Below are 18,301 nucleotides of genomic sequence, written 5' to 3' on the forward strand. Positions count from 1 at the left end.
GCGCTCGATCCGTCGCAAGACCGCGAATTGCACAAGGGAAGTTTGTCATGAAGAAGCTCATCGCCGCCACCCTCGCGGGCGCCATGGCGCTGTCTCTCGGGGCCTGCAACACGCCCGGCGACCGGGCCGCCGGAGGTGCGGCGCTCGGCGGCCTCACGGGCGCGGCCGTCGGCGCGGCGGCCACCGGGCGCGCGAGCGGCGCGGTCGCTGGCGGCCTGATCGGCGCGGCGGGCGGCGCCCTCGTGGGCGCGGCCACGGCGCCGCAATGCCCCTACGGCACCTACCGCGACCCCTACGGCAACATCTACTGCCGCTGAGGCCGTCGTCGGACGACCGATCGCGGGCTGCCGGACCATCCAGGGCATCCGGCAGCCCGCACCCGAGGTCGGCTGCGCCCCGAGGGGGCCGCACCGGCCGAGCCCTTCGACGGCGCCTGCGATCGCGCTCGACGCAGGCGGGCCGGTTCCGCCGACGGGCAATCGGCCTTAAACACCGTGCGATGATGATCTCCCTCCCCCCACGCCCGGCTGCTGCGCTGCCGACCGGACCCGCGCCCCGATGAGTCACGGCCTCTGGGGAAAGATCGGCGGCGCCGGGCTCGGCCTCGCCGTCGGCGGACCGCTGGGAGCGCTGGTCGGCGCGGTGGCGGGGCATTTCCTCCTCGACCGCGAAGGATCGCTGTTCGGCCCGACCCCGCGCGGGGTGGTGTTCACCACCGGCCTCGTCGCGCTGGCCGCCAAGATGGCGAAGTCCGACGGGGTCGTGTCGCCTTCCGAGGTCGCCGCCTTCGCGGAGGTGGTGCACGTGTCCGACGACGAGCGGCCCGGCGTCACGCGGCTGTTCGACCTCGCCAAGGCGACGACGAACGGCTTCGAAGCCTACGCCCAGCAGATCGCCGAGACCTTTCGCGAGGAGCCGCGCCTGCTGGAGGACGTCCTCGACGGGCTGTTCCACATCGCCAAGGCGGACGGGGCCATCCACGACAAGGAGGCGCGCTATCTGCGCGCCGTGGCCGAGATCTTCGGGCTGGACGAGGCGCGGTTCAACTGCATCGCGGCCCGCCATGTCCGCCTCGCCGACGACCCCTACGAGGTGCTGGGCGTCGCGCGCGCGCTCTCGGATGCGGAGCTGAAGGCCCGCTATCGGGCCCTGGTGGCGGAGAACCATCCGGACCGGGCCGTGGCCCGCGGCCTCCCCCCGGCGGCGGTCGCCATCGCCACGCGGCGCCTCGCGGCCATCAATGCGGCCTACGACCGCATCGCCGCCGAGCGCGGGCTTAAGCTGAGCAAGCCATGAAGCCGACGCCCGAGAGCCCCGTCGCCACGCAGGTCGTGCCCTCGCCGAACCACGGCGAACGGCGGCGCCCGGTGGATATGCTGCTGCTGCACTATACCGGGATGCCGGACGCCGGCGAGGCGCTCCTGCGCCTCGCCAACCCGCTCGCCGAAGTCTCCTGCCACTACTTCGTGTTCGAGGACGGCCGGGTGGTGCAGATGGTGCCGGAGGGCCGCCGGGCCTGGCACGCGGGCGATTCCGCCTGGGAGGGCGAACGCGACACCAATTCCCGCTCGATCGGCATCGAGATCGCCCATCCGGGCCATGCGGGCGGGCTCCCGCCCTATCCGGAGGCGCAGGTCGCGGCGGTGATCGCGCTCGCGCGGGACATCCTCGCCCGCTGGCCGATCCGCGCCGACCGGGTGCTGGCCCATTCCGACGTGGCGCCCTCCCGCAAGCAGGATCCCGGCGAGGGATTCCCGTGGGAGCGCCTGCACCGCGCGGGCGTGGGCCACTGGGTGCCGCCGGCCCCGATCCGCGACGGGCGCTTCTTCGCCGAAGGCGATGCCGGCCAGCCGATCGAGGCGCTCCAGGCGATGTTCGCCCTCTACGGCTACGACCAGCCGGTGACCGGCACCTTCGACGTGCGCATGCGCGCGGTGGTCGAGGCGTTCCAGCGCCATTTCCGCCCGGCGCGGGTCGACGGCGTCGCGGATGCCTCCACCATCACCACCCTGCGGGACCTGATCGCGGCGCGCGCGGCCTGAGCGCGCTCACCCCCGCTCCGCTTGGGGAAGCGCCCCACCCGCCTCAAGGCCGTGGCCGATCCCGCCTCAGGCTGCCGGAAGGAATTGCCCTGCGCCGTCCAGGCCCTTGCGGCGGGCCGTGAAGTATCCGGATCTGCGAACCCGCGCCATTTCAGCGCGGGCAGTGTCGATGCACCTCCTTTGGTCAAGCTGCACTTGTTTGCTGCCTAATGTTGCGTCACAACCGCGGCGGTGATCGGGGCGCGGTGACGCATGCCCGCAGGGGCCGCCGATCATCCTCGTGGCACCGTCAGACACCTCCCTCCCCTCCGGCCGCATCCGCGCACAGAGGCCGCCGGACCTGTCCCGCCGGCGAGCGGGACCGCGCATCCGAGGAACGCCGCATGTCCCACCAGCCCGGCCGCCACTTCCTTCAGATCCCGGGGCCGACCAACGTGCCGCTGCCGATCCTGGCCGCGACCGCGAAGCCCACTATCGACCATCGCAGCGTCGAGTTCGGACGGCTGGGCCGCGAGGTCCTCGCGGGCATCAAGACCATCTTCAAGACCACCAACCCGGTGCTGATCTACGCCGCCTCCGGCACCGGCGGCTGGGAGGCCGCCCTGGTCAACACGCTGCGGCCCGGCGACCGGGTGCTGATGTACGAGACCGGCCAGTTCGCGAGCCTCTGGGCACGGATGGCGACGAAGCTCTCCCTGAAGCCCGAATTCATCCGGGGCGACTGGCGCTCGGGCGTCGACGCTGCGGCGATCGAGGCCCACCTCGCCGAGGACCGGGCGCATACGCTCAAGGCCGTCTGCATCGTCCACAACGAGACCGCCACCGGCACCCTGTCGGACGTGAAGGCCGTGCGCGCCGCCCTCGACCGCACCGGCCACCCGGCGCTCCTCATGGTCGACACCATCTCGTCGCTCGGCTCGACAGATTACCGCCACGACGAGTGGGGCGTGGACGTGACGGTCGGCGGCTCGCAGAAGGGCCTGATGCTCCCGCCGGGCCTCGCCTTCAACGCCGTGTCGGACAAGGCGCTGGCGGCCGCCCGGGAGGCCACCCTGCCGCGCGCCTACTGGGACTGGGAGGACATGCTGGCGGCCAACCGCACCGGCTACTTCCCGACCACGCCGGCCACCAACCTCCTGTACGGGCTCAAGGTGGCGATCGACACCCTGCATGCGGAGGGTCTGGATGCCGTGTTCGCCCGGCACGCCCGCGCGGCCGAGGCGACGCGGCGCGCCGTGCGCCACTGGGGCTTCGAGACGCAGTGCGCGAACGAGGCGCAGGCCTCGCCGATGGTGACGGCGGTGCGCATGCCCGACGGCCATTCCGCGGATGCGTTCCGGGCGGCGGTGCTGGAGCGCTTCAACATGGCGCTCGGCGGCGGCCTCGGCCCGCTTGCCGACCGGGTGTTCCGCATCGGCCATATCGGCGACTTCAACGACCTCACCATCGCGGGCGCATTGGCGGGCGTCGAGATGGGCTTCAAGCTCTTCGGCATCCCGTACCGCGCGGGCGGCGCCGCGGTGGCGCAGGCCGTGCTGTCCGGCGAGCCGCCGGCTTTCCGCGAAGCCGCCGAGTAACCGCAACGGCCCAAGCTGCCGGCACCTCGGGCGTTGATACGGCTTTCGGTTGATTCCTTCCGAGATGAGGACGCGCAGGGATCCCTCTCCCGCACGGGAGAGGGGTTCTCTGCGCCCTCTTATCTCCGAACGGATCAACCGGACGCCGTATGACTCGTCCTGAACGGTCGATGCCAAACCCGCGGCCTTACACAGGACCGCCGGCATCGATTGCCTCATCAAGTTTGCCGCATCGTCTGCGACGAACCGGCCTCCACTTCGGCGGGGGAGCGCTCTATCCCCGCACCGGCCGCTCCTCGACGGCCGAATGCCGCGCGTCCCGGGTGCGCCAGAGGCTGTAGGCGATGCCGCTCGCCAGCAGCACGACGGTGACGACCAGCGAGACCCAGGGTTTGATCTCGATCCACTCGAACGTGTCTGCCACCACGATCTTCGCGCCGATGAAGATCAGGATCAGAGCGAGCGCGGTCTTCAGATAGGCGAAGCGGTCCACCATCGCGGCGAGCGCGAAGTAGAGCGCGCGCAGCCCCAGGATCGCGAAGATGTTCGACGTGTAGACCACATAGGTGTCGGTGGTGATCGCGAAGATCGCCGGCACGCTGTCGACCGCGAAGATCACGTCGGCGCCGTTCACCAGCACCAGCGCGAGGGCGAGCGGAGTGAACCAGGGCACCATCTGGCCGGTCTTCGGGTCGGGCAGGCGGACCATGAAATGCTGCCCGTGCAGGTCCGGCGTGACCCGGAAGCGGCGGCGCATGAAATTCGCGAAGCGGTTCGCGGTCTCGCCCTCGTCCTCCTCCTCGCTGCCGGAGACCAGCATCTTGGCGCCGGCATAGATCAGGAAGGCGGCGAAGAAGGTCAGCACCCATTCGGCCTGGTGGACCAGCGCCGCACCGAGCCCAATCATCAGGCCCCGCAGCAGCACCGCCGCCAGAATGCCCCAGAGCAGCACCCGGTGCTGCAACGCCCGGGGTATGCCGAGGAACCCGAAGATCACCGCGATCACGAAGACGTTGTCCATCGACAGCGACTTCTCGACCACGAGGCCGGCGAGATATTCCTGCCCCGCCTGCGGGCCGATATACCACCAGATCCAGCCGCCGAAGATCAGGCCGAGGGTCAGGTAGAAGGCCGTCAGCGCCAGGCTCTCCTTGACGCCGATCTCCCGGCTGCTGTCGCGGTGCAGGAGCCCGAGATCGAAGGCCAGCAGCAGCACGATCACGGCGTGGAACAGAAGCCACATCCAGATCGGTTTGCCGAGCCAAGCGACGGAGAGGAGTTCGACCATGTGCGGGACCATGGATGCTTCGATTGGGGAAAGCATCGGCTCCGACATCACGAGGCGCGAGAAGCGCAGCTCGCCAGAGGGGCCCGCAGCCGATGGGCTCGACTTAAGTCGCTGATCGCGGCGGATCAAGAGCGCCCGGTTGACAGATGCCCCCGCAACGCCGCTTTGGTCCGGGCATGGCACAGATGGGCGTGGCGGGCCGCCGGGCGGCGGTGATCGGAGCGGGACCCGCGGGCCTGTTCGCGGCGGAGGTCCTGGCTCAGGCGGGCCTCGCCGTGACGGTGGTCGAGCGCATGCCCTCGCCCGCCCGCAAGTTGCTCATCGCTGGACGCGGCGGCCTCAACCTCACGCATAGCGAGCCGCTGGAGCGCTTCCTCGCCCGCTATCACCCGCCGGCGGGGCCGATCGAGGCGGCCATCCGCGCATTCCCGCCGGAGGCGCTGCGGGCCTGGTGCGAGGGGCTCGGCCAGGCGACCTTCGTGGGATCGAGCGGGCGCGTGTTTCCGACCGCCTTCAAGGCCTCTCCCCTCCTGCGGGCATGGCTCGCCCGTCTCGGCCGGCTCGGCGTGACCCTTCGCACCCGGACGCGCTGGACGGGCTGGGCCGGGGACGGATCGCTCCGGCTCCTCGGCCCCGAGGGCGAGGAATCCCTGCGGGCGGATGCCACCGTGCTCGCCCTTGGCGGCGCCAGCTGGCCGAGGCTCGGGTCCGATGGCGGCTGGGCGGGGATCCTGGCGGCGGACGGCGTCGCGGTGGCGCCGCTGCGCCCGGCCAATGTCGGATTCACGGTGGTGTGGTCGCCCGCCTTCGCGGAGCGTTTCGCGGGCGCGCCGCTCAAGCGCGTCGCGCTGAGCTGCGGCCCCGACCGCGTGCGCGGCGAGGCCGTGGTGACCGCCGAGGGAATCGAGGGCGGCGCCGTCTACGCCCTGTCGCGGCCGCTGCGCGAGGCGATCCGGGCCGCTGGCGAGACGATTCTGGTGGTCGATCTCCGACCGGACCTCGACCGGGATGCGCTGGCACGGCGCCTCGCGGCGGCGCGGCCCGGCCAGTCGCGCGCGACGACTTTGCGCAAGGCGGCGGGCCTCGACCCCGCCGCATCCGGGCTGCTCCGAGAGGCGGCAGGAAGCGACCTGCCCGGCGCACCGGAGGCTCTCGCGGGCCTCATCAAGGCCGCGCCACTGCGGCTGACAGGGGTGCAGCCGATCGCTCGCGCCATCTCGAGCGCGGGGGGCGTCGCACTCGCGGAACTCGACGCCCGCTTCATGCTGAAGCGGCGGCCGGGCGTTTTCCTGGCCGGCGAGATGCTGGACTGGGAGGCCCCGACCGGCGGCTACCTGCTGCAGGCGAGCTTCGCCACGGGGCGCGCGGCTGCAGCGGGCATCCTCGCGTGGCTCGCCGAGCGCTGACGCGACTTCAGAGCTTCGCGCAGAACCCGACCATGCCGGCACTCTCCGCCGGGCACGAGGCCACTGCCTCGCCGCCGGTCCGGCGGCTGAAGGTCGGGCTCCCAGCGCGCAGACAGTAAGCCGACACGAAGGTCTCGCCGGAATCGCAGGCGAGTTCGCAGGCACCGTCCGCGCAGCCCTCGCTGCGGAGCATCCGCATCGGCAGGCTCGTTGCCGTCACGGCCGCTGCCGGCCCAGGCTCACCCCGCGGGCCCGGAGCGCCCGGAAGCCCGGCCTCGCCCTTCGGCCCGCGCTCCCCCCGGGGTCCCGGATCACCCTTGGGACCGGGCTCTCCCTTGGCCCCCGCCTCACCGCGAGGACCGGGCTCGCCCTTCGGCCCCGGCTCCCCGCGGGGCCCCGGATCGCCCTTCGGGCCGGGCAGCCCGGCGACGCCCTGCGGCCCGGTCGGACCGGGTTCGCCTTTCGGCCCCTGCGGTCCGGTCGCGCCGCAATTCGCCACCACGATCTCGCGGGATTCCTCGCCGGCCTTCAGGGTCGCGACGCAGTTCGGCGGCAGGTATGGGACGTGCAGCGAGAAGCGCCCGCGGCGGTCGGTCTGCACCGGGATGTCGTCGTCCACGGTGACGACCACGCCCGGTTTGCCGACGCTGCCCGAGATGCGCAGGTCTCCGCCTTCGATGCGGGCGTCCCAGACCTGGATCCCGGCGGGCGGAGCCGGCTTGCGCGCCGGGTGGCGCGGCGCTTGGGACGGGGCCGGAGCCTGAACGGCGTCCGGAGGCGGCTCGCCTTGCGCGAAGGTCGGCCCGGCCCCGAGCAGGGCGCAGGCGAAGAGGACCAGCACGGCACGGCGTGGGCGCATCGGAACCCTCGATCGGCGCGGCGAACCGGTGACCCGGCCCCGCAAGGCGGCGCACCTTGCGGCGCAGTCCCCGGACGGTCAACTGCGCCGCTTGGCGGAGAGGAATATCGTCCTACGTGCGTGACTCTCCAGTTACTCCTCGTAGTCGATGACCCCGTCCAGGGCGTAGTGCTTCACCGTCTTGCGGTTGGCGATGAGCTCGTCGATGGTCGGCTCGCCCTTCAGGGCGCGGGCGATGGCGAGCTTCGTGGCCTCGTAGTTGGTGCGGTAGAGGTCCTTGCGGTCGAGATTCGGATCTTCGGCGCAGCGCGGATCGAGCCAGATCATGACGATCATGCACAGGTCGTCGAGACCGTCCTTCGGCAGGATGCCCTCGATCACGCAATCCACGATGGCGTCGCCGGTCGCGGCCTGAACCACGCCGCCGAGGAGTTCGACGTATTCGGCGGAGTGGATCGTCGCCTTGGTGGTCATCATGGTGGCGGGGCGCACGAGCTGGTTGAGGTCGCGCACCACGAACATCCGGGTGTGGCCCTGGACCTGCCCCATCATCGAGGCGAAGGCCGTCCCGACCGGGCCGCGCACGGACCCGATCAGCACCTCCGGCATGGCATCGGTGAACTGGCCCTCGGCGGCGAGCACGGTGGCCTCGCCGGTGCGGAAGAAGATCTCGCTCATCGCTCGTCCCTGCGGCGCGGGGCGCGGCGGCCCCGCCTTTCGCGCACCCACCACGCGAGACCCTTGTGGTCAACCGGTTCTGCGGGCCGCGCTCGGCTCGCGGGCGCCGGAAAATGGTCTATAGGCTGATTCGGGGCGTGACCGTCCCGCGACGCAAGGCGCCGTCATGAGCGAACGCGACTGGACCCTGAAGGTGACGCCGACCGCCGCGGGCGTTCAGATCGAACTCGGCCTGGCGGATCTCGGCGGGGAGCCCGTCACTGCGGTGATCGCCCTCGACCGGGCGGAGGCCCGGCGCTTCGCACGCGCCCTGCTTGCCGCAGCCGGCGACGCCACCGAGCGCACCTTCCCGCATCCGAAGCCGCCGGAAAGCCGGCCCTAGAGGATGTCCCGGAGAAACCAGTCAGCCCAGCGACGATGTTCGCTCGCCCCTGTCCTGGACGACTGCAGCGCCAGCGGAATGCGACCCGGGACCCAGCACAAGAAGTCGCGCAGCGACCGCTTGTCAGCCACGGTAAAGGCAAACGGAGCCGCTGCGCGACACGTCCTCCTGCTGGGTCCCGGATCTGCTTCCGCTAACGCTGCAGTCGTGCAGGCCCGAACGGGCCCGGAAAGAGGGAGGGGGCGGAGACCCTGTGATCCGGTCTGCGAAGGATCAACCGGAGACCGGATCATCGCACCCGCTTGAGCGAAGCCATCAATCGAATCTCGGATGAGAATGCGTCGGACGCCTCTCGATGCGCCTGACGGACTCTCCCGATCAGTACCGCCCAGGCAGGCGGCGCACCTTGGTGCCCGGCTTCTCGATCGGCTCGGCACAGGCATAGACGAACTCCGTGCGAAGGTCGTCGAACACCGTCTCGCCGATGATCCGGCAGGTCTCCCGGTCGGTTTCCTGCAGATAGGTCGTGGCCGCCTCGCTGAAGCGCTGGCGGCGAGTCAGCGCCGGATCCGCCCCGTCGAGGCCGCAGCCCGCCACTTCGCGCAGGCCGTTCGAGACGATCAGCATCCGGCGGGTCTGGCGCTGGTCGAACACCTCGTAGGGATCCTTGCAGCCGGTCGTGACGACCTGGGGCTTGAGGCTCGCATAGGTATGCGAGATGTAGCCGAAGGTCGTGCAGCCCGCCGTGGCGAGCCCCGCCAGGAGCGCGATCCCCACCAGACCTGTCCGCATCGCGCCCTTTCCGGCTATCCGTCGCCGCATGGCCGGTTCGGCCCTCGCGCCCAAGCTTTGAGCCGGGGCGGGGCCATCGGTCAAGCCTGGCCGTGGCCTACTCCGCCGCCGCGAGATGCCGGGCCGGGTCGTAGTTCAGGATCGGGCCGAGCCAGCGCTCCACCTCCGCCACCGCCATGCCCTTGCGGGCGGCGTAATCCTCCACCTGATCGCGCTCCACCTTGGCGACCCCGAAGTAATGCGCCTCCGGATGGGCGAGGTAGAGGCCCGACACCGAGGAGCCCGGCCACATGGCGTAGGATTCGGTCAGCTTCACGCCGATGCGCGGCTCGGCCTGGAGCAGGTCGAACAGGGTCGCCTTCTCGGTATGGTCGGGCTGGGCCGGATAGCCCGGCGCCGGGCGGATGCCCTGATACGCCTCCGCGACGAGGTCGTCGGGCGTGCACGCCTCGTCCGGGGCATAGGCCCAGAACTCGCGGCGCACGCGCTCGTGCATCCGCTCGGCGAAAGCCTCGGCGATGCGGTCCGCCAGGGCCTTGACCAGGATCGAGCGGTAATCGTCGTTCTGGCGCTCGAAGCGCTCGGCGATCCGCACCTCCTCCAGCCCCGCCGTGACCACGAAGCCGCCGACATAATCCGCCACGCCCGACTCGAGCGGGGCCACGAAGTCGGACAGGCAGGTATTCGGCCGGCCGTCGCGCTTCGAGAGCTGCTGGCGCAGGCCGTGGAAGGTGGCGAGCCTCTCCGAGCGGCTCTCCCCGGTGAACAGGCGGATGTCGTCGCCGACCGCATTGGCCGGCCAGAAGCCGATCACCGCCTTCGGGTTGAACCAGCGCTCCTCGACGATGCGCGCGAGCATCGCCTGGGCATCGTCGAACAGGGCCCGCGCCGCCGGCCCCTGGACCGGATCCTCCAGGATCGCCGGGAAGCGGCCCTTGAACTCGTAGGTCTGCAGGAAGGGCGTCCAGTCGATATAGGGGACGAGTTCGGCAACGTCGTAGGTGCGGAAGACGCGGGTGCCCGTGAAGGTCGGCTTGGCCGGCCGGTACGACGCGAAATCGGCCTTGAAGGCGTTGGCGCGCGCCCTCGAGAGCGGCAGGCGCTGCTTGTCGGCCTCGGCCCTCGTATGGGCCTCGGCGACGCGCTTGTACTCGGCGCGCACGCTCTCGATGGTGGTCACGCGCGTCTCGGGCGAGAGCAGGCTCGACACCACGCCGACCGCCCGGCTCGCATCCGTCACGTAGACGGCCTGGCCCCGCGCATAGGCCGGGTGGATCTTCACCGCCGTGTGGACGCGGCTCGTCGTGGCGCCCCCGATCAGGAGCGGCACGTCGAAGCCCTCGCGCTCCATCTCGGAGGCGACGTGCACCATCTCGTCGAGGGAGGGCGTGATCAGGCCCGAAAGGCCGACGATGTCGACCTTCTCCTTCCTCGCCGTGTCGAGGATCTTGGCCGCCGGCACCATCACGCCGAGATCGATGATCTCGTAGTTGTTGCAGGCGAGCACGACGCCGACGATGTTCTTGCCGATGTCGTGGACGTCGCCCTTGACGGTGGCCATCAGCACCTTGCCGGCGGCCTGCCGCCCGACACCGCCATTCGCCTGCTTCTCCGCCTCCATGAACGGCATCAGGTAGGCGACGGCCTGCTTCATCACGCGGGCGGACTTCACCACCTGGGGCAGGAACATCTTGCCCGAGCCGAACAGGTCGCCGACGACGTTCATGCCGGCCATCAGCGGGCCCTCGATCACGTCGAGGGGGCGCGCCGCCTTGGCGCGGGCCTCCTCGGTGTCGGCCTCGATGTACTCGGTGATGCCGTTGACGAGGGCGTGCTCCAGCCGCTTCTCCACCGGCGCCTCGCGCCAGGCGAGATCGGCCGTTCGCACCTGCGCGCCGCCCCCCTCCTTGAAGCGGGCCGCCTGCTCCAGCAGGCGCTCGGTGGCATCAGACCGGCGATTGAGGACGACGTCCTCGCACAGATCCCGCAGCTCCGGGTCGAGCTCGTCGTAGACGGCGAGCTGGCCCGCATTGACGATGCCCATATCCATGCCGGCGTGGATGGCGTGGTACAGGAACACCGCGTGCATCGCCTCGCGCACCGGCTCGTTGCCCCGGAAGGCGAAGGAGAGGTTCGAGACGCCGCCCGAGATATGGGCATGGGGCAGGGTCTGCCGGATCTGCCGCGCAGCCTCGATGAAGGCGACCCCGTAGCCGTCATGCTCCTCGATGCCGGTCGCCACCGCGAAGATGTTCGGGTCGAAGACGATGTCCTCCGGCGGGAAGCCCACCTCATCGGTGAGGATCCGGTAGGCGCGGGTACAGATCTCGACCTTGCGCGCCAGCGTATCGGCCTGGCCCTTCTCGTCGAAGGCCATCACCACCACGGCGGCCCCGTAGGAGCGGCAGACCTTCGCCTCGTGGATGAATTTTTCCTCGCCCTCCTTGAGCGAGATCGAGTTCACGATCGGCTTGCCCTGAATGCACTTCAGGCCGGCCTCGATCACCGCGAATTTCGAGGAATCGACCATCACCGGCACGCGGGCGATGTCGGGCTCGGCCGCGACGAGGTTCAGGAATTCGACCATGGCGGCGGCCGAATCGAGCAGGCCCTCGTCCATGTTGACGTCGATGACCTGGGCGCCGGCCGCGACCTGGTCGCGGGCGACGTCGAGGGCGGCGGCGTAGTCGCCATTGGTGATGAGCTTGCGGAACTTGGCCGAGCCGGTGACGTTCGTGCGCTCGCCCACGTTCACGAAGGGGATTTCCTTGGTGAGCGTGAAAGGCTCGAGCCCTGAGAGGCGCATCAGGCGCGGCACCTCCGGCACGCGCCGGGGCGCCTTGCCGGCGACGGCCTCGGCGATGGCGCGGATGTGGTCGGGCGTGGTGCCGCAGCAGCCGCCCACCATGTTGACGAGCCCGCTCCCGGCGAACTCGCCGACCAGCGCCGCCATCGCCTCCGGGCTCTCGTCGTAGAGGCCGAACTCGTTCGGCAGGCCGGCATTCGGATAGGCGCAGACCAGCGTGTCGCAGACCCGCGACAGCTCGCTGATATGGGCGCGCATCTCGCGGGCGCCGAGCGCGCAGTTGAGGCCGAAGGTCAGCGGCTCGGCATGGCGCAGGGAGTGCCAGAAGGCGGTCGGCGTCTGGCCCGACAAGGTGCGGCCCGACAGGTCGGTGATGGTGCCCGAGATCATGATGGGCAGGCGCACGCCCATCTCGCCGAAGACCTGCCAGGTCGCCGCGATCGCCGCCTTGGCGTTCAGCGTGTCGAAGATCGTCTCGATCAGGACGAGATCCGAGCCGCCCTCGATCAGCCCCCTCACCTGCTCGGCATAAGCATCGCGCACCTGGTCGAAGGTGACGGCCCGATACCCGGGGTTGTTCACGTCCGGCGAAATCGAGAGGGTGCGGTTGGTCGGGCCGACGGCGCCCGCGACGAAGCGGCGGCGCCCGTCCCGGCGCTCGGCCTCCGCCGCGGCCTCGCGGGCGAGCCGCGCGCCCTCGCGGTTCAACTCGCGGACGATCGCCTCCATGCCGTAATCGGCCTGGGCGATCACCGTGCCCGAGAAGGTGTTGGTCTCGGCCACATCCGCCCCGGCGAGGAAATAGTCGAGGTGGATCTGCCGGATCGCGTCCGGCTGGGTGAGGATCAGGAGGTCGTTGTTGCCCTTCTGATCATGCGGATGGTCCATGAACCGCTTGCCGCGGAAATCCGCCTCGCCGAGCTTCAGGCGCTGGATCATGGTGCCCATCGCCCCGTCGAGAACGAGGATTCGCTCTGCGGCCCGCTTGCGGAGCGTGGCGAGAACATCGGCGCCGTCGGCGGGGCGGAAGTCGGTCATCGGGTCAATCCGGGAGAGGCCGGCGGGCGGCCGTTGCGGTGAGAACGTCGTCAGAGCGGCAAGCGACGGTCGAAGGCGGCCTATCCTCCTGCCACGCTCACGCCGCGGCCCGCTCCGGCATGGGCGCGCTCGGGGTCGCGCGCAGGCCGAGGAGGTGGCAGATCGCGTAGACGAGGTCGGCGCGGTTCATGGTGTAGAAGTGGAAGTCGGTGACGCCCCGGTCGAGGAGGTCGAGCACCTGCTCGGCGGCGACCGCCGCCGCCACCAGCTTGCGCGTGCCGACATCGTCCTCGAGGCCCTCGAAGCGCGCCGCCAGCCAATCCGGCACCGAGGCTCCGGTGCGCTTGGCGAAGCTCGCCGCCTGCTTGAAGTTCTGCACCGGCAGGATCCCCGGGACGATCGGGATGTCGATGCCGCGCGCCTGAACCCGGTCGAGGTAGCGGAAGAACAGGTCGTTGTCGAAGAAGAACTGAGTGATGGCGCGGTCGGCGCCGCATTCGACCTTGGCCTTGAGCGCGTCGATGTCGACATCGAGGGACGGCGCCTCCGGGTGGCGCTCCGGATAGGCCGAGACCGAGACCTGGAAGTCGCCGATGCCCTTGATCCCCGCGACGAGGTCGCAGGAGCGCGCATAGCCTCCGGGATGGGCCCGGTAGGCCGTGCCGACGCCCTCGGCCGGGTCGCCGCGCAGGGCCACGATGTGGCGCACGCCCACATCCCAGTAGGAGCGCACGACCTCGTTCACCTCCTCCTTCGTCGCATCGACGCAGGTGAGATGGGCGGCGGGCTTGAGGTTCGTCTCGCGCACGATCCGCGCGACGGTGTTGTGGGTGCGCTCGCGGGTCGATCCGCCGGCCCCGTAGGTCACCGACACGAAGTTCGGCTGGAGCGGCGCCAGCCGCTCGATCGACGACCACAGCGTCGCCTCCATCTCCGCGGTCTTCGGCGGGAAGAACTCGAAGGACACCCGAATCGGACGGTGGCTCTCGCGGCTCGGACGGAAGGCGGTGGAAGCCATCGGGACCTCGGTTTCTGTCAGGCGGATGGGGGGACGCACACCGTGCCGCGCACGGGCAGCGTGTGGGTGAGGGGCACGGCGGGCATCAGGCAACCTCACGGGCCGGCTCGGCGCCGAGCGCGCGGCTATGGGCGAGCCAGAGCGTGACGGTGAGCCGGTGCCCGGCATCGCCGCTCGGCGGAAGCTCGCGGACGCGCACATCCGTGAGGGAGGCTTCGGTGAGCCAGCCGGTGACCTGCTCGGCCGAGAAGCCGAGGCGGCGATGGGCCTGCGACTCGCGCAGGAATTCCAGGTCGTGCGGCGCGAAATCGACCACCAGCAGCCGCCCCCCGGGAGCGACGAGGCGGGCCGCCTCGCGCAAAGCCCGCGCGGGCTCGTCGAGATAGTGCAGCACCTGGTGGATCAGCACGAGATCGAAGCTGCCGCGGCCGAAGGGCGGGGCGTGGATGTCGCCCTGGCGCAGATCGACCCGCGCCAGTCCCTGCCGCTCCAGATTGGCCCGGGCCACCGACAGCATGGCGTAGTTGGCGTCGAGCCCGGTCGCCCGCGTGGCGCGGGGCGCGAGCAGGCCGAGCATCCGGCCGGTCCCCGTGCCGAGGTCGATCAGGCTGCCGATCGGCCCAGGCCCGAGCACGTCGAGCACCGCCGCCTCAACGGTCGCCTCCGGCACGTGGAGCGAGCGCACCCGGTCCCATTGCGGCGCGAGCCGTGCGAAGAAGCTCTGGGCCGCTTCCGCCCGCTGCGCCCGCACGGCCTGGAGCCGGGCCAGATCCTCCGACAGGGGAGGATTCGTCCGGTCCATGGCGGCAATGAGCGGCTCGACCAGGGCGGACACGCCCTCGACGAGGCGGAAGAAGGCCCAGGCCCCCTCCCGGTGCCGCTCCACCAGCCCCGCCTCGACCATCAGCTTCAGGTGGCGCGAGATCCGCGGCTGCGACTGGCCGAGGATGTCGGTGAGGTCGGAAACCGAGAGTTCCCCCTCCCCCAGGAGCGCGAGGATGCGCAGCCGCGTCTCTTCCGCCGCGGCGCGCAGCACGCTCAAGGCATCGGCGAAGTGCAGCGGGCGGGTCATCGGCGGGCGGCTCTCGGCTCCATTCGAAACATAAAGATATCTTTATGTGCGACTGGAGCGGGACGCAAGCCGGAATCCGCAGCGAGGCGGCGAATAAAAAAGCCCCTCTCCCGTGCGGGAGAGGGGCGCGCGAGCGGCGTCGGCCCCGATGGGAAAGCGGGTCAGACCGGCCGCGGCAGCTTGCAGCTGTCGAGGGCTTCGAGGGCCTTGGCCCGCGCGGAATCGTTGAAATAGCCGGTCGTCCGGTAGGCTTCGAGCTCGGAGGCATCGAGGGCGCGCAGGGTCGCCCTGGCGTAGCAGCCGCAGGGGCGTTCCAGGGTGGTCTCGGCCGTGTTCTGCAGGCGGGCCTGCACGACCGCGCAGGCCCGGCGCACGCGGCTCTCGAGTTCGGTCTTGGGCGCCGTGCGCAGGGCCGGATCGGGCTGGTAGGCTTCGAGCTGCGAGGAGGCGGCGCCCGCGAGGGCGGCGGTGGCGCCGAGGGCCATCAGGCCGGCGGCAAGGGCGATGCGGATGCGCATGGTCGGTGTCCGGTGAGCGGAAAGCTTGACCGTTGGACTCTGATCCCCCGCTCCGTGCAAGGGCGCAGGCGCCACAGTCCGGCGAAAACGCCGCGGCCCGATTCGGGCCTGCACCGCAATCAGGCAGCCGGCAGCGGCTCGATGGAGACGTGGTTGTCGTGGAAGGCGGCCCCGCCGAACGGCGCCGGCGCGTCGGCCCCGGTCAGCGTGTTGATGCCGCGCCCGTCCGGATAGGCGTCGTTCGGCCAGATCGATTCCGCGATCAGCACGCCGCGGCGCAGGCCGTCGAACAGGGTGGCCCGCAGCTGCACGGCACCGAGCGCATTGGCCAGACGCACCCAGGCCCCCTCGACGATCCCCCGCTCGGCCGCATCCGCCGGATGGATCATCACGGTCGGATGGCGCTCCTTGGCCAGCGAGGTCGGCGTCTCGGTGAAGCTCGAATTCAGGAAGTTGCGGGCCGGGCTGGTGGCGAGGCGGAAGGGGAACGCGGCCGTGCCGGTCCGCAGCGGCGCCTCCCAATGGTCGGGCAGGGACGGCAGGAGGTCGGTCGGGCCGCGCGGGCCGTCATGACCGATCGGCACCGCAGACCAGTCCGGGCGGAACCGGAAGCGGCCGTCCGGATGGCCGAACCCGTCGAGGAAATGGGCGCGCGCGAAGGCCGGCTGCGCGTCGAGCACCCCATCCGCCGCTTCGAGCGCCGCGAGCGTGCCGCGGCCGGAGGCCCGGAGGGTCGCATCGATCAGCTCGCGCGGCGTCATGGCGAAGCCCGGATGCGCGGCGCCGAGCCGTGCGGCGAGCGCCGCCACGACCTCGTGGTTCGAGCGGCAAAGGCCGGGCGGATCGATCCGCTTGAGGCCGAGCTGGATGTGCTGGTGGCCGCCGCCCGTATAGAGGTCGTCGTGCTCCAGGAACATGGTCGCGGGCAGCACGAGGTCGGCCATCCGGGCCGTCTCGGTCATGAACTGCTCGTGCACGCAGACGAACAGGTCCTCGCGGGAAAAACCCCGCTTCACCGCCTCCTGCTCGGGCGCGACCGAGACCGGGTTGGTGTTCTGAATCAGCATGGCGGTGACGGGCGGGCCGCCCCGCAGCGCCTCCGCGTCGCCCGTGAGCACCCGGCCGATCTGCGACTGATCGAGCACCCGCACCTCGGGACGCCGGAGGTCGAGCCCCTCGATCAGGCGCTTGTCGAGGCCGTAGATACCGCTGTTGGAATGAAAGGCCCCACCGCCGGGGTGGCGCCACGCCCCCGTCACCGCCGGGATGCAGAGCGCCGCGTGCATGTTCACGGCCCCGTTGCGGCTGCGCGAGAAGCCGTAGCCGAGCCGGAAGAAGGTCCGCTTCGTGGTGCCGACGAGCCGCGCGAAGGCCTCGATCTCCGCCACCGCGAGGCCGGTGATCGCGGCGGCCCAGGCCGGATCCCGCCCGCGCAGATGCGCCTCCAGCTCGTCCGGGCAGTCGGTGTAGCGGGCGAGGTAGTCGCGGTCGGCGAGGCCGTCGCGGAACAGCACGTGCATCACCGCACAGGCGAGCGCGCCGTCCGTCCCCGGCCGCAGCAGCAGCGGCATGTCCGCCTGCCGCATGGTCGGATTGTCGTAGATGTCCACCGCCACGATCTTGGCGTCGCGGGTCTTCCGCGCCGTCTGGGCGTGGGTCATGACATTGACCTGGGTGTGCACCGGGTTGGTGCCCCAGATCACCACGCAGTCGCTCTCCGCCATCTCGCGCGGGTCGGCCCCCGCGAGCCGGCCGGTTCCGGCGACGTAGCCCGACCAGGCGAGCGTGGTGCATATAGTGGAATGCTGGCCCGAATAGCCCTTGGCGTGGCGCAGCCGGTTGATGCCGTCGCGCATCACCAGCCCCATCGTGCCCGCGTAGTAATAGGGCCAGACCGCCTCCGCCCCATGCGCGGCCTCGGCCTTCAGGAAGGAAGCGGCCACGCGGTCGAGGGCCTCATCCCAGGAGATCGGGGCGAAGGAGCCCGATCCCTTCGGGCCGGTCCGGATCAGAGGCCGGGTCAGGCGGTCGGGATGATGGATGCGCTCGGCGTAGCGGGCGACCTTCGCGCAGACGACGCCCGCCGTGTAGCTGTGGCGGGCCGAGCCGCGCACCCGCCCGATCGTGTTCCCGTCGATCACCTCGACGTCGAGGGCGCAGACCGAGGGACAATCATGCGGACAGGTGGAACTCCGCCGCTCGATCCGCGCCTGAGCCGTCACCCGCCCGCCTCCATGCTGCCCCGTCGGAGTTTTAGCCGACGATGTCCTTCTCGTCGAAGAACTGCGCGATCTCGACCTTCGCGTTCTCGGCGCTGTCGGAACCGTGCACCGAGTTCTCGCCGACCGAGAGGGCGAACTTCTTGCGGATGGTGCCCTCGGCGGCCTGGGCCGGGTTCGTGGCGCCCATCACCTCGCGGTACTTGGCGACGGCGTTCTCGCCCTCCAGCACCTGCACGACGACCGGACCGGAGGTCATGAAGGAGACGAGCTCGCCGTAGAACGGCCGCTCGGCATGGACCTCGTAGAACGTCTTGGCCTGGGCCTCGGACATGCGGATGCGGCGCTGGGCGACGATGCGCAGGCCCGCCTCCTCGATCACCGCGTTGATCGCGCCGGTGAGGTTCCGGGCGGTGGCGTCCGGCTTCAGGATGGAGAAGGTGCGCTCGATGGCCATCAGACGATCCGTAAGGAGCAAAGCGTGGCGGGACGGCCGGATGCCGCCCGCGGCGCCGGGCTTATAGCGGCGGCCAGAGTCACCCTCAAGCCGAAGCGGACCGGCGCCGCTGCGGCTTCGCCGCAACGCGGTCGAAAAAACGCCAGAAA

16 protein-coding genes are annotated in these 18,301 nt (G+C 70.8%); 6 read left to right on the forward strand and 10 right to left on the reverse strand.

From position 1 onward, the window contains the following. Positions 1–47: 47 nt before the first annotated feature. From MNOD_RS23155 to MNOD_RS23170, 4 genes are all read left to right on the forward strand, one after another. Complete coding sequence (locus tag MNOD_RS23155) at positions 48–317, forward strand: hypothetical protein (RefSeq protein ID WP_015931394.1); 270 nt, start codon at positions 48–50, stop codon at positions 315–317. 241 nt (positions 318–558) lie between these two features. Continuing rightward, positions 559–1,296: a TerB family tellurite resistance protein gene (locus tag MNOD_RS23160; RefSeq protein ID WP_015931395.1), complete on the forward strand. Its 738-nt coding sequence runs from the start codon at positions 559–561 to the stop codon at positions 1,294–1,296. Then, the gene (locus MNOD_RS23165) at positions 1,293–2,042 is read left to right on the forward strand and encodes an N-acetylmuramoyl-L-alanine amidase (protein ID WP_015931396.1); all 750 of its coding nucleotides are present in this window, start codon (positions 1,293–1,295) and stop codon (positions 2,040–2,042) included. The genes MNOD_RS23160 and MNOD_RS23165 overlap by 4 nt, the downstream gene beginning before the upstream one ends. Before the next feature lie 383 nt (positions 2,043–2,425). After that, positions 2,426–3,619 carry a pyridoxal-phosphate-dependent aminotransferase family protein gene (locus MNOD_RS23170; protein WP_015931397.1) on the forward strand — a complete coding sequence of 398 codons (1,194 nt, stop codon included), beginning with the start codon at positions 2,426–2,428 and terminating at the stop codon, positions 3,617–3,619. A gap of 274 nt (positions 3,620–3,893) precedes the next feature. On the opposite strand, the gene MNOD_RS23175 is transcribed toward MNOD_RS23170, so the two are convergent. Further along, on the reverse strand, positions 3,894–4,907 hold the full coding sequence (locus MNOD_RS23175; protein ID WP_043751926.1) for a TerC/Alx family metal homeostasis membrane protein: 1,014 nt from the start codon (positions 4,905–4,907) through the stop codon (positions 3,894–3,896). Between the two features lie 185 nt (positions 4,908–5,092). Between MNOD_RS23175 and MNOD_RS23180 the strand changes: the two genes are divergently transcribed. Next, positions 5,093–6,313, forward strand: a complete 1,221-nt coding sequence (locus MNOD_RS23180) for a BaiN/RdsA family NAD(P)/FAD-dependent oxidoreductase (RefSeq protein WP_050783386.1) — start codon at positions 5,093–5,095, stop codon at positions 6,311–6,313. Positions 6,314–6,320: 7 nt separating this feature from the next. On the opposite strand, the gene MNOD_RS23185 is transcribed toward MNOD_RS23180, so the two are convergent. Both MNOD_RS23185 and fae read right to left on the reverse strand, forming a co-directional pair. Next, positions 6,321–7,172, reverse strand: coding sequence for a collagen-like protein (locus tag MNOD_RS23185; protein WP_015931400.1), 852 nt, complete (start codon positions 7,170–7,172; stop codon positions 6,321–6,323). Between the two features lie 132 nt (positions 7,173–7,304). Further along, positions 7,305–7,850: a formaldehyde-activating enzyme gene (fae, locus tag MNOD_RS23190; protein ID WP_015931401.1), complete on the reverse strand. Its 546-nt coding sequence runs from the start codon at positions 7,848–7,850 to the stop codon at positions 7,305–7,307. A gap of 166 nt (positions 7,851–8,016) precedes the next feature. Between fae and MNOD_RS23195 the strand changes: the two genes are divergently transcribed. Continuing rightward, positions 8,017–8,232 carry a hypothetical protein gene (locus MNOD_RS23195; protein ID WP_015931402.1) on the forward strand — a complete coding sequence of 72 codons (216 nt, stop codon included), beginning with the start codon at positions 8,017–8,019 and terminating at the stop codon, positions 8,230–8,232. A gap of 378 nt (positions 8,233–8,610) precedes the next feature. Here the strand turns inward: MNOD_RS23195 and MNOD_RS23200 are convergent, their stop codons facing one another. The 7 genes from MNOD_RS23200 to ndk form a co-directional block, all read right to left on the reverse strand. Next, on the reverse strand, positions 8,611–9,024 hold the full coding sequence (locus tag MNOD_RS23200; protein WP_015931403.1) for a hypothetical protein: 414 nt from the start codon (positions 9,022–9,024) through the stop codon (positions 8,611–8,613). 97 nt (positions 9,025–9,121) lie between these two features. Next, positions 9,122–12,868 (reverse strand): methionine synthase, encoded by a 3,747-nt coding sequence (metH, locus tag MNOD_RS23205; RefSeq protein WP_015931404.1) that lies wholly within the window; start codon positions 12,866–12,868, stop codon positions 9,122–9,124. Between the two features lie 97 nt (positions 12,869–12,965). After that, on the reverse strand, positions 12,966–13,886 hold the full coding sequence (gene metF, locus MNOD_RS23210; RefSeq protein WP_015931405.1) for a methylenetetrahydrofolate reductase [NAD(P)H]: 921 nt from the start codon (positions 13,884–13,886) through the stop codon (positions 12,966–12,968). Positions 13,887–13,971: 85 nt separating this feature from the next. After that, on the reverse strand, positions 13,972–14,958 hold the full coding sequence (locus tag MNOD_RS23215) for an ArsR/SmtB family transcription factor (protein WP_015931406.1): 987 nt from the start codon (positions 14,956–14,958) through the stop codon (positions 13,972–13,974). Between the two features lie 161 nt (positions 14,959–15,119). Next, the gene (locus MNOD_RS23220; protein WP_015931407.1) at positions 15,120–15,476 is read right to left on the reverse strand and encodes a hypothetical protein; all 357 of its coding nucleotides are present in this window, start codon (positions 15,474–15,476) and stop codon (positions 15,120–15,122) included. Positions 15,477–15,595: 119 nt separating this feature from the next. After that, entirely contained in the window at positions 15,596–17,698 is a 2,103-nt protein-coding gene (locus MNOD_RS23225; RefSeq protein ID WP_015931408.1) for a molybdopterin oxidoreductase family protein, read from the reverse strand. 31 nt (positions 17,699–17,729) lie between these two features. Then, positions 17,730–18,152, reverse strand: a complete 423-nt coding sequence (gene ndk / locus MNOD_RS23230) for a nucleoside-diphosphate kinase (protein WP_015931409.1) — start codon at positions 18,150–18,152, stop codon at positions 17,730–17,732. Between the last annotated feature and the right edge of the window lie 149 nt (positions 18,153–18,301).

The organism is Methylobacterium nodulans ORS 2060, from assembly GCF_000022085.1.
Lineage (GTDB): Bacteria > Pseudomonadota > Alphaproteobacteria > Rhizobiales > Beijerinckiaceae > Methylobacterium > Methylobacterium nodulans.

Excerpts from the sequence above, each read along its gene's own strand:
- metF (WP_015931405.1), bottom strand. The coding sequence starts at position 13,886 with ATGGCTTCCACCGCCTTCCGTCCGAGCCGCGAGAGCCACCGTCCGATT.
- MNOD_RS23165 (WP_015931396.1), top strand. The coding sequence starts at position 1,293 with ATGAAGCCGACGCCCGAGAGCCCCGTCGCCACGCAGGTCGTGCCCTCG.
- fae (WP_015931401.1), bottom strand. The coding sequence starts at position 7,850 with ATGAGCGAGATCTTCTTCCGCACCGGCGAGGCCACCGTGCTCGCCGCC.
- metH (WP_015931404.1), bottom strand. The coding sequence starts at position 12,868 with ATGACCGACTTCCGCCCCGCCGACGGCGCCGATGTTCTCGCCACGCTC.
- ndk (WP_015931409.1), bottom strand. The coding sequence starts at position 18,152 with ATGGCCATCGAGCGCACCTTCTCCATCCTGAAGCCGGACGCCACCGCC.
- MNOD_RS23180 (WP_050783386.1), top strand. The coding sequence starts at position 5,093 with ATGGGCGTGGCGGGCCGCCGGGCGGCGGTGATCGGAGCGGGACCCGCG.
- MNOD_RS23160 (WP_015931395.1), top strand. The coding sequence starts at position 559 with ATGAGTCACGGCCTCTGGGGAAAGATCGGCGGCGCCGGGCTCGGCCTC.
- MNOD_RS23175 (WP_043751926.1), bottom strand. The coding sequence starts at position 4,907 with ATGGTCGAACTCCTCTCCGTCGCTTGGCTCGGCAAACCGATCTGGATG.
- MNOD_RS23170 (WP_015931397.1), top strand. The coding sequence starts at position 2,426 with ATGTCCCACCAGCCCGGCCGCCACTTCCTTCAGATCCCGGGGCCGACC.
- MNOD_RS23215 (WP_015931406.1), bottom strand. The coding sequence starts at position 14,958 with ATGACCCGCCCGCTGCACTTCGCCGATGCCTTGAGCGTGCTGCGCGCC.
- MNOD_RS23220 (WP_015931407.1), bottom strand. The coding sequence starts at position 15,476 with ATGCGCATCCGCATCGCCCTTGCCGCCGGCCTGATGGCCCTCGGCGCC.
- MNOD_RS23185 (WP_015931400.1), bottom strand. The coding sequence starts at position 7,172 with ATGCGCCCACGCCGTGCCGTGCTGGTCCTCTTCGCCTGCGCCCTGCTC.
- MNOD_RS23200 (WP_015931403.1), bottom strand. The coding sequence starts at position 9,024 with ATGCGGACAGGTCTGGTGGGGATCGCGCTCCTGGCGGGGCTCGCCACG.
- MNOD_RS23155 (WP_015931394.1), top strand. The coding sequence starts at position 48 with ATGAAGAAGCTCATCGCCGCCACCCTCGCGGGCGCCATGGCGCTGTCT.
- MNOD_RS23195 (WP_015931402.1), top strand. The coding sequence starts at position 8,017 with ATGAGCGAACGCGACTGGACCCTGAAGGTGACGCCGACCGCCGCGGGC.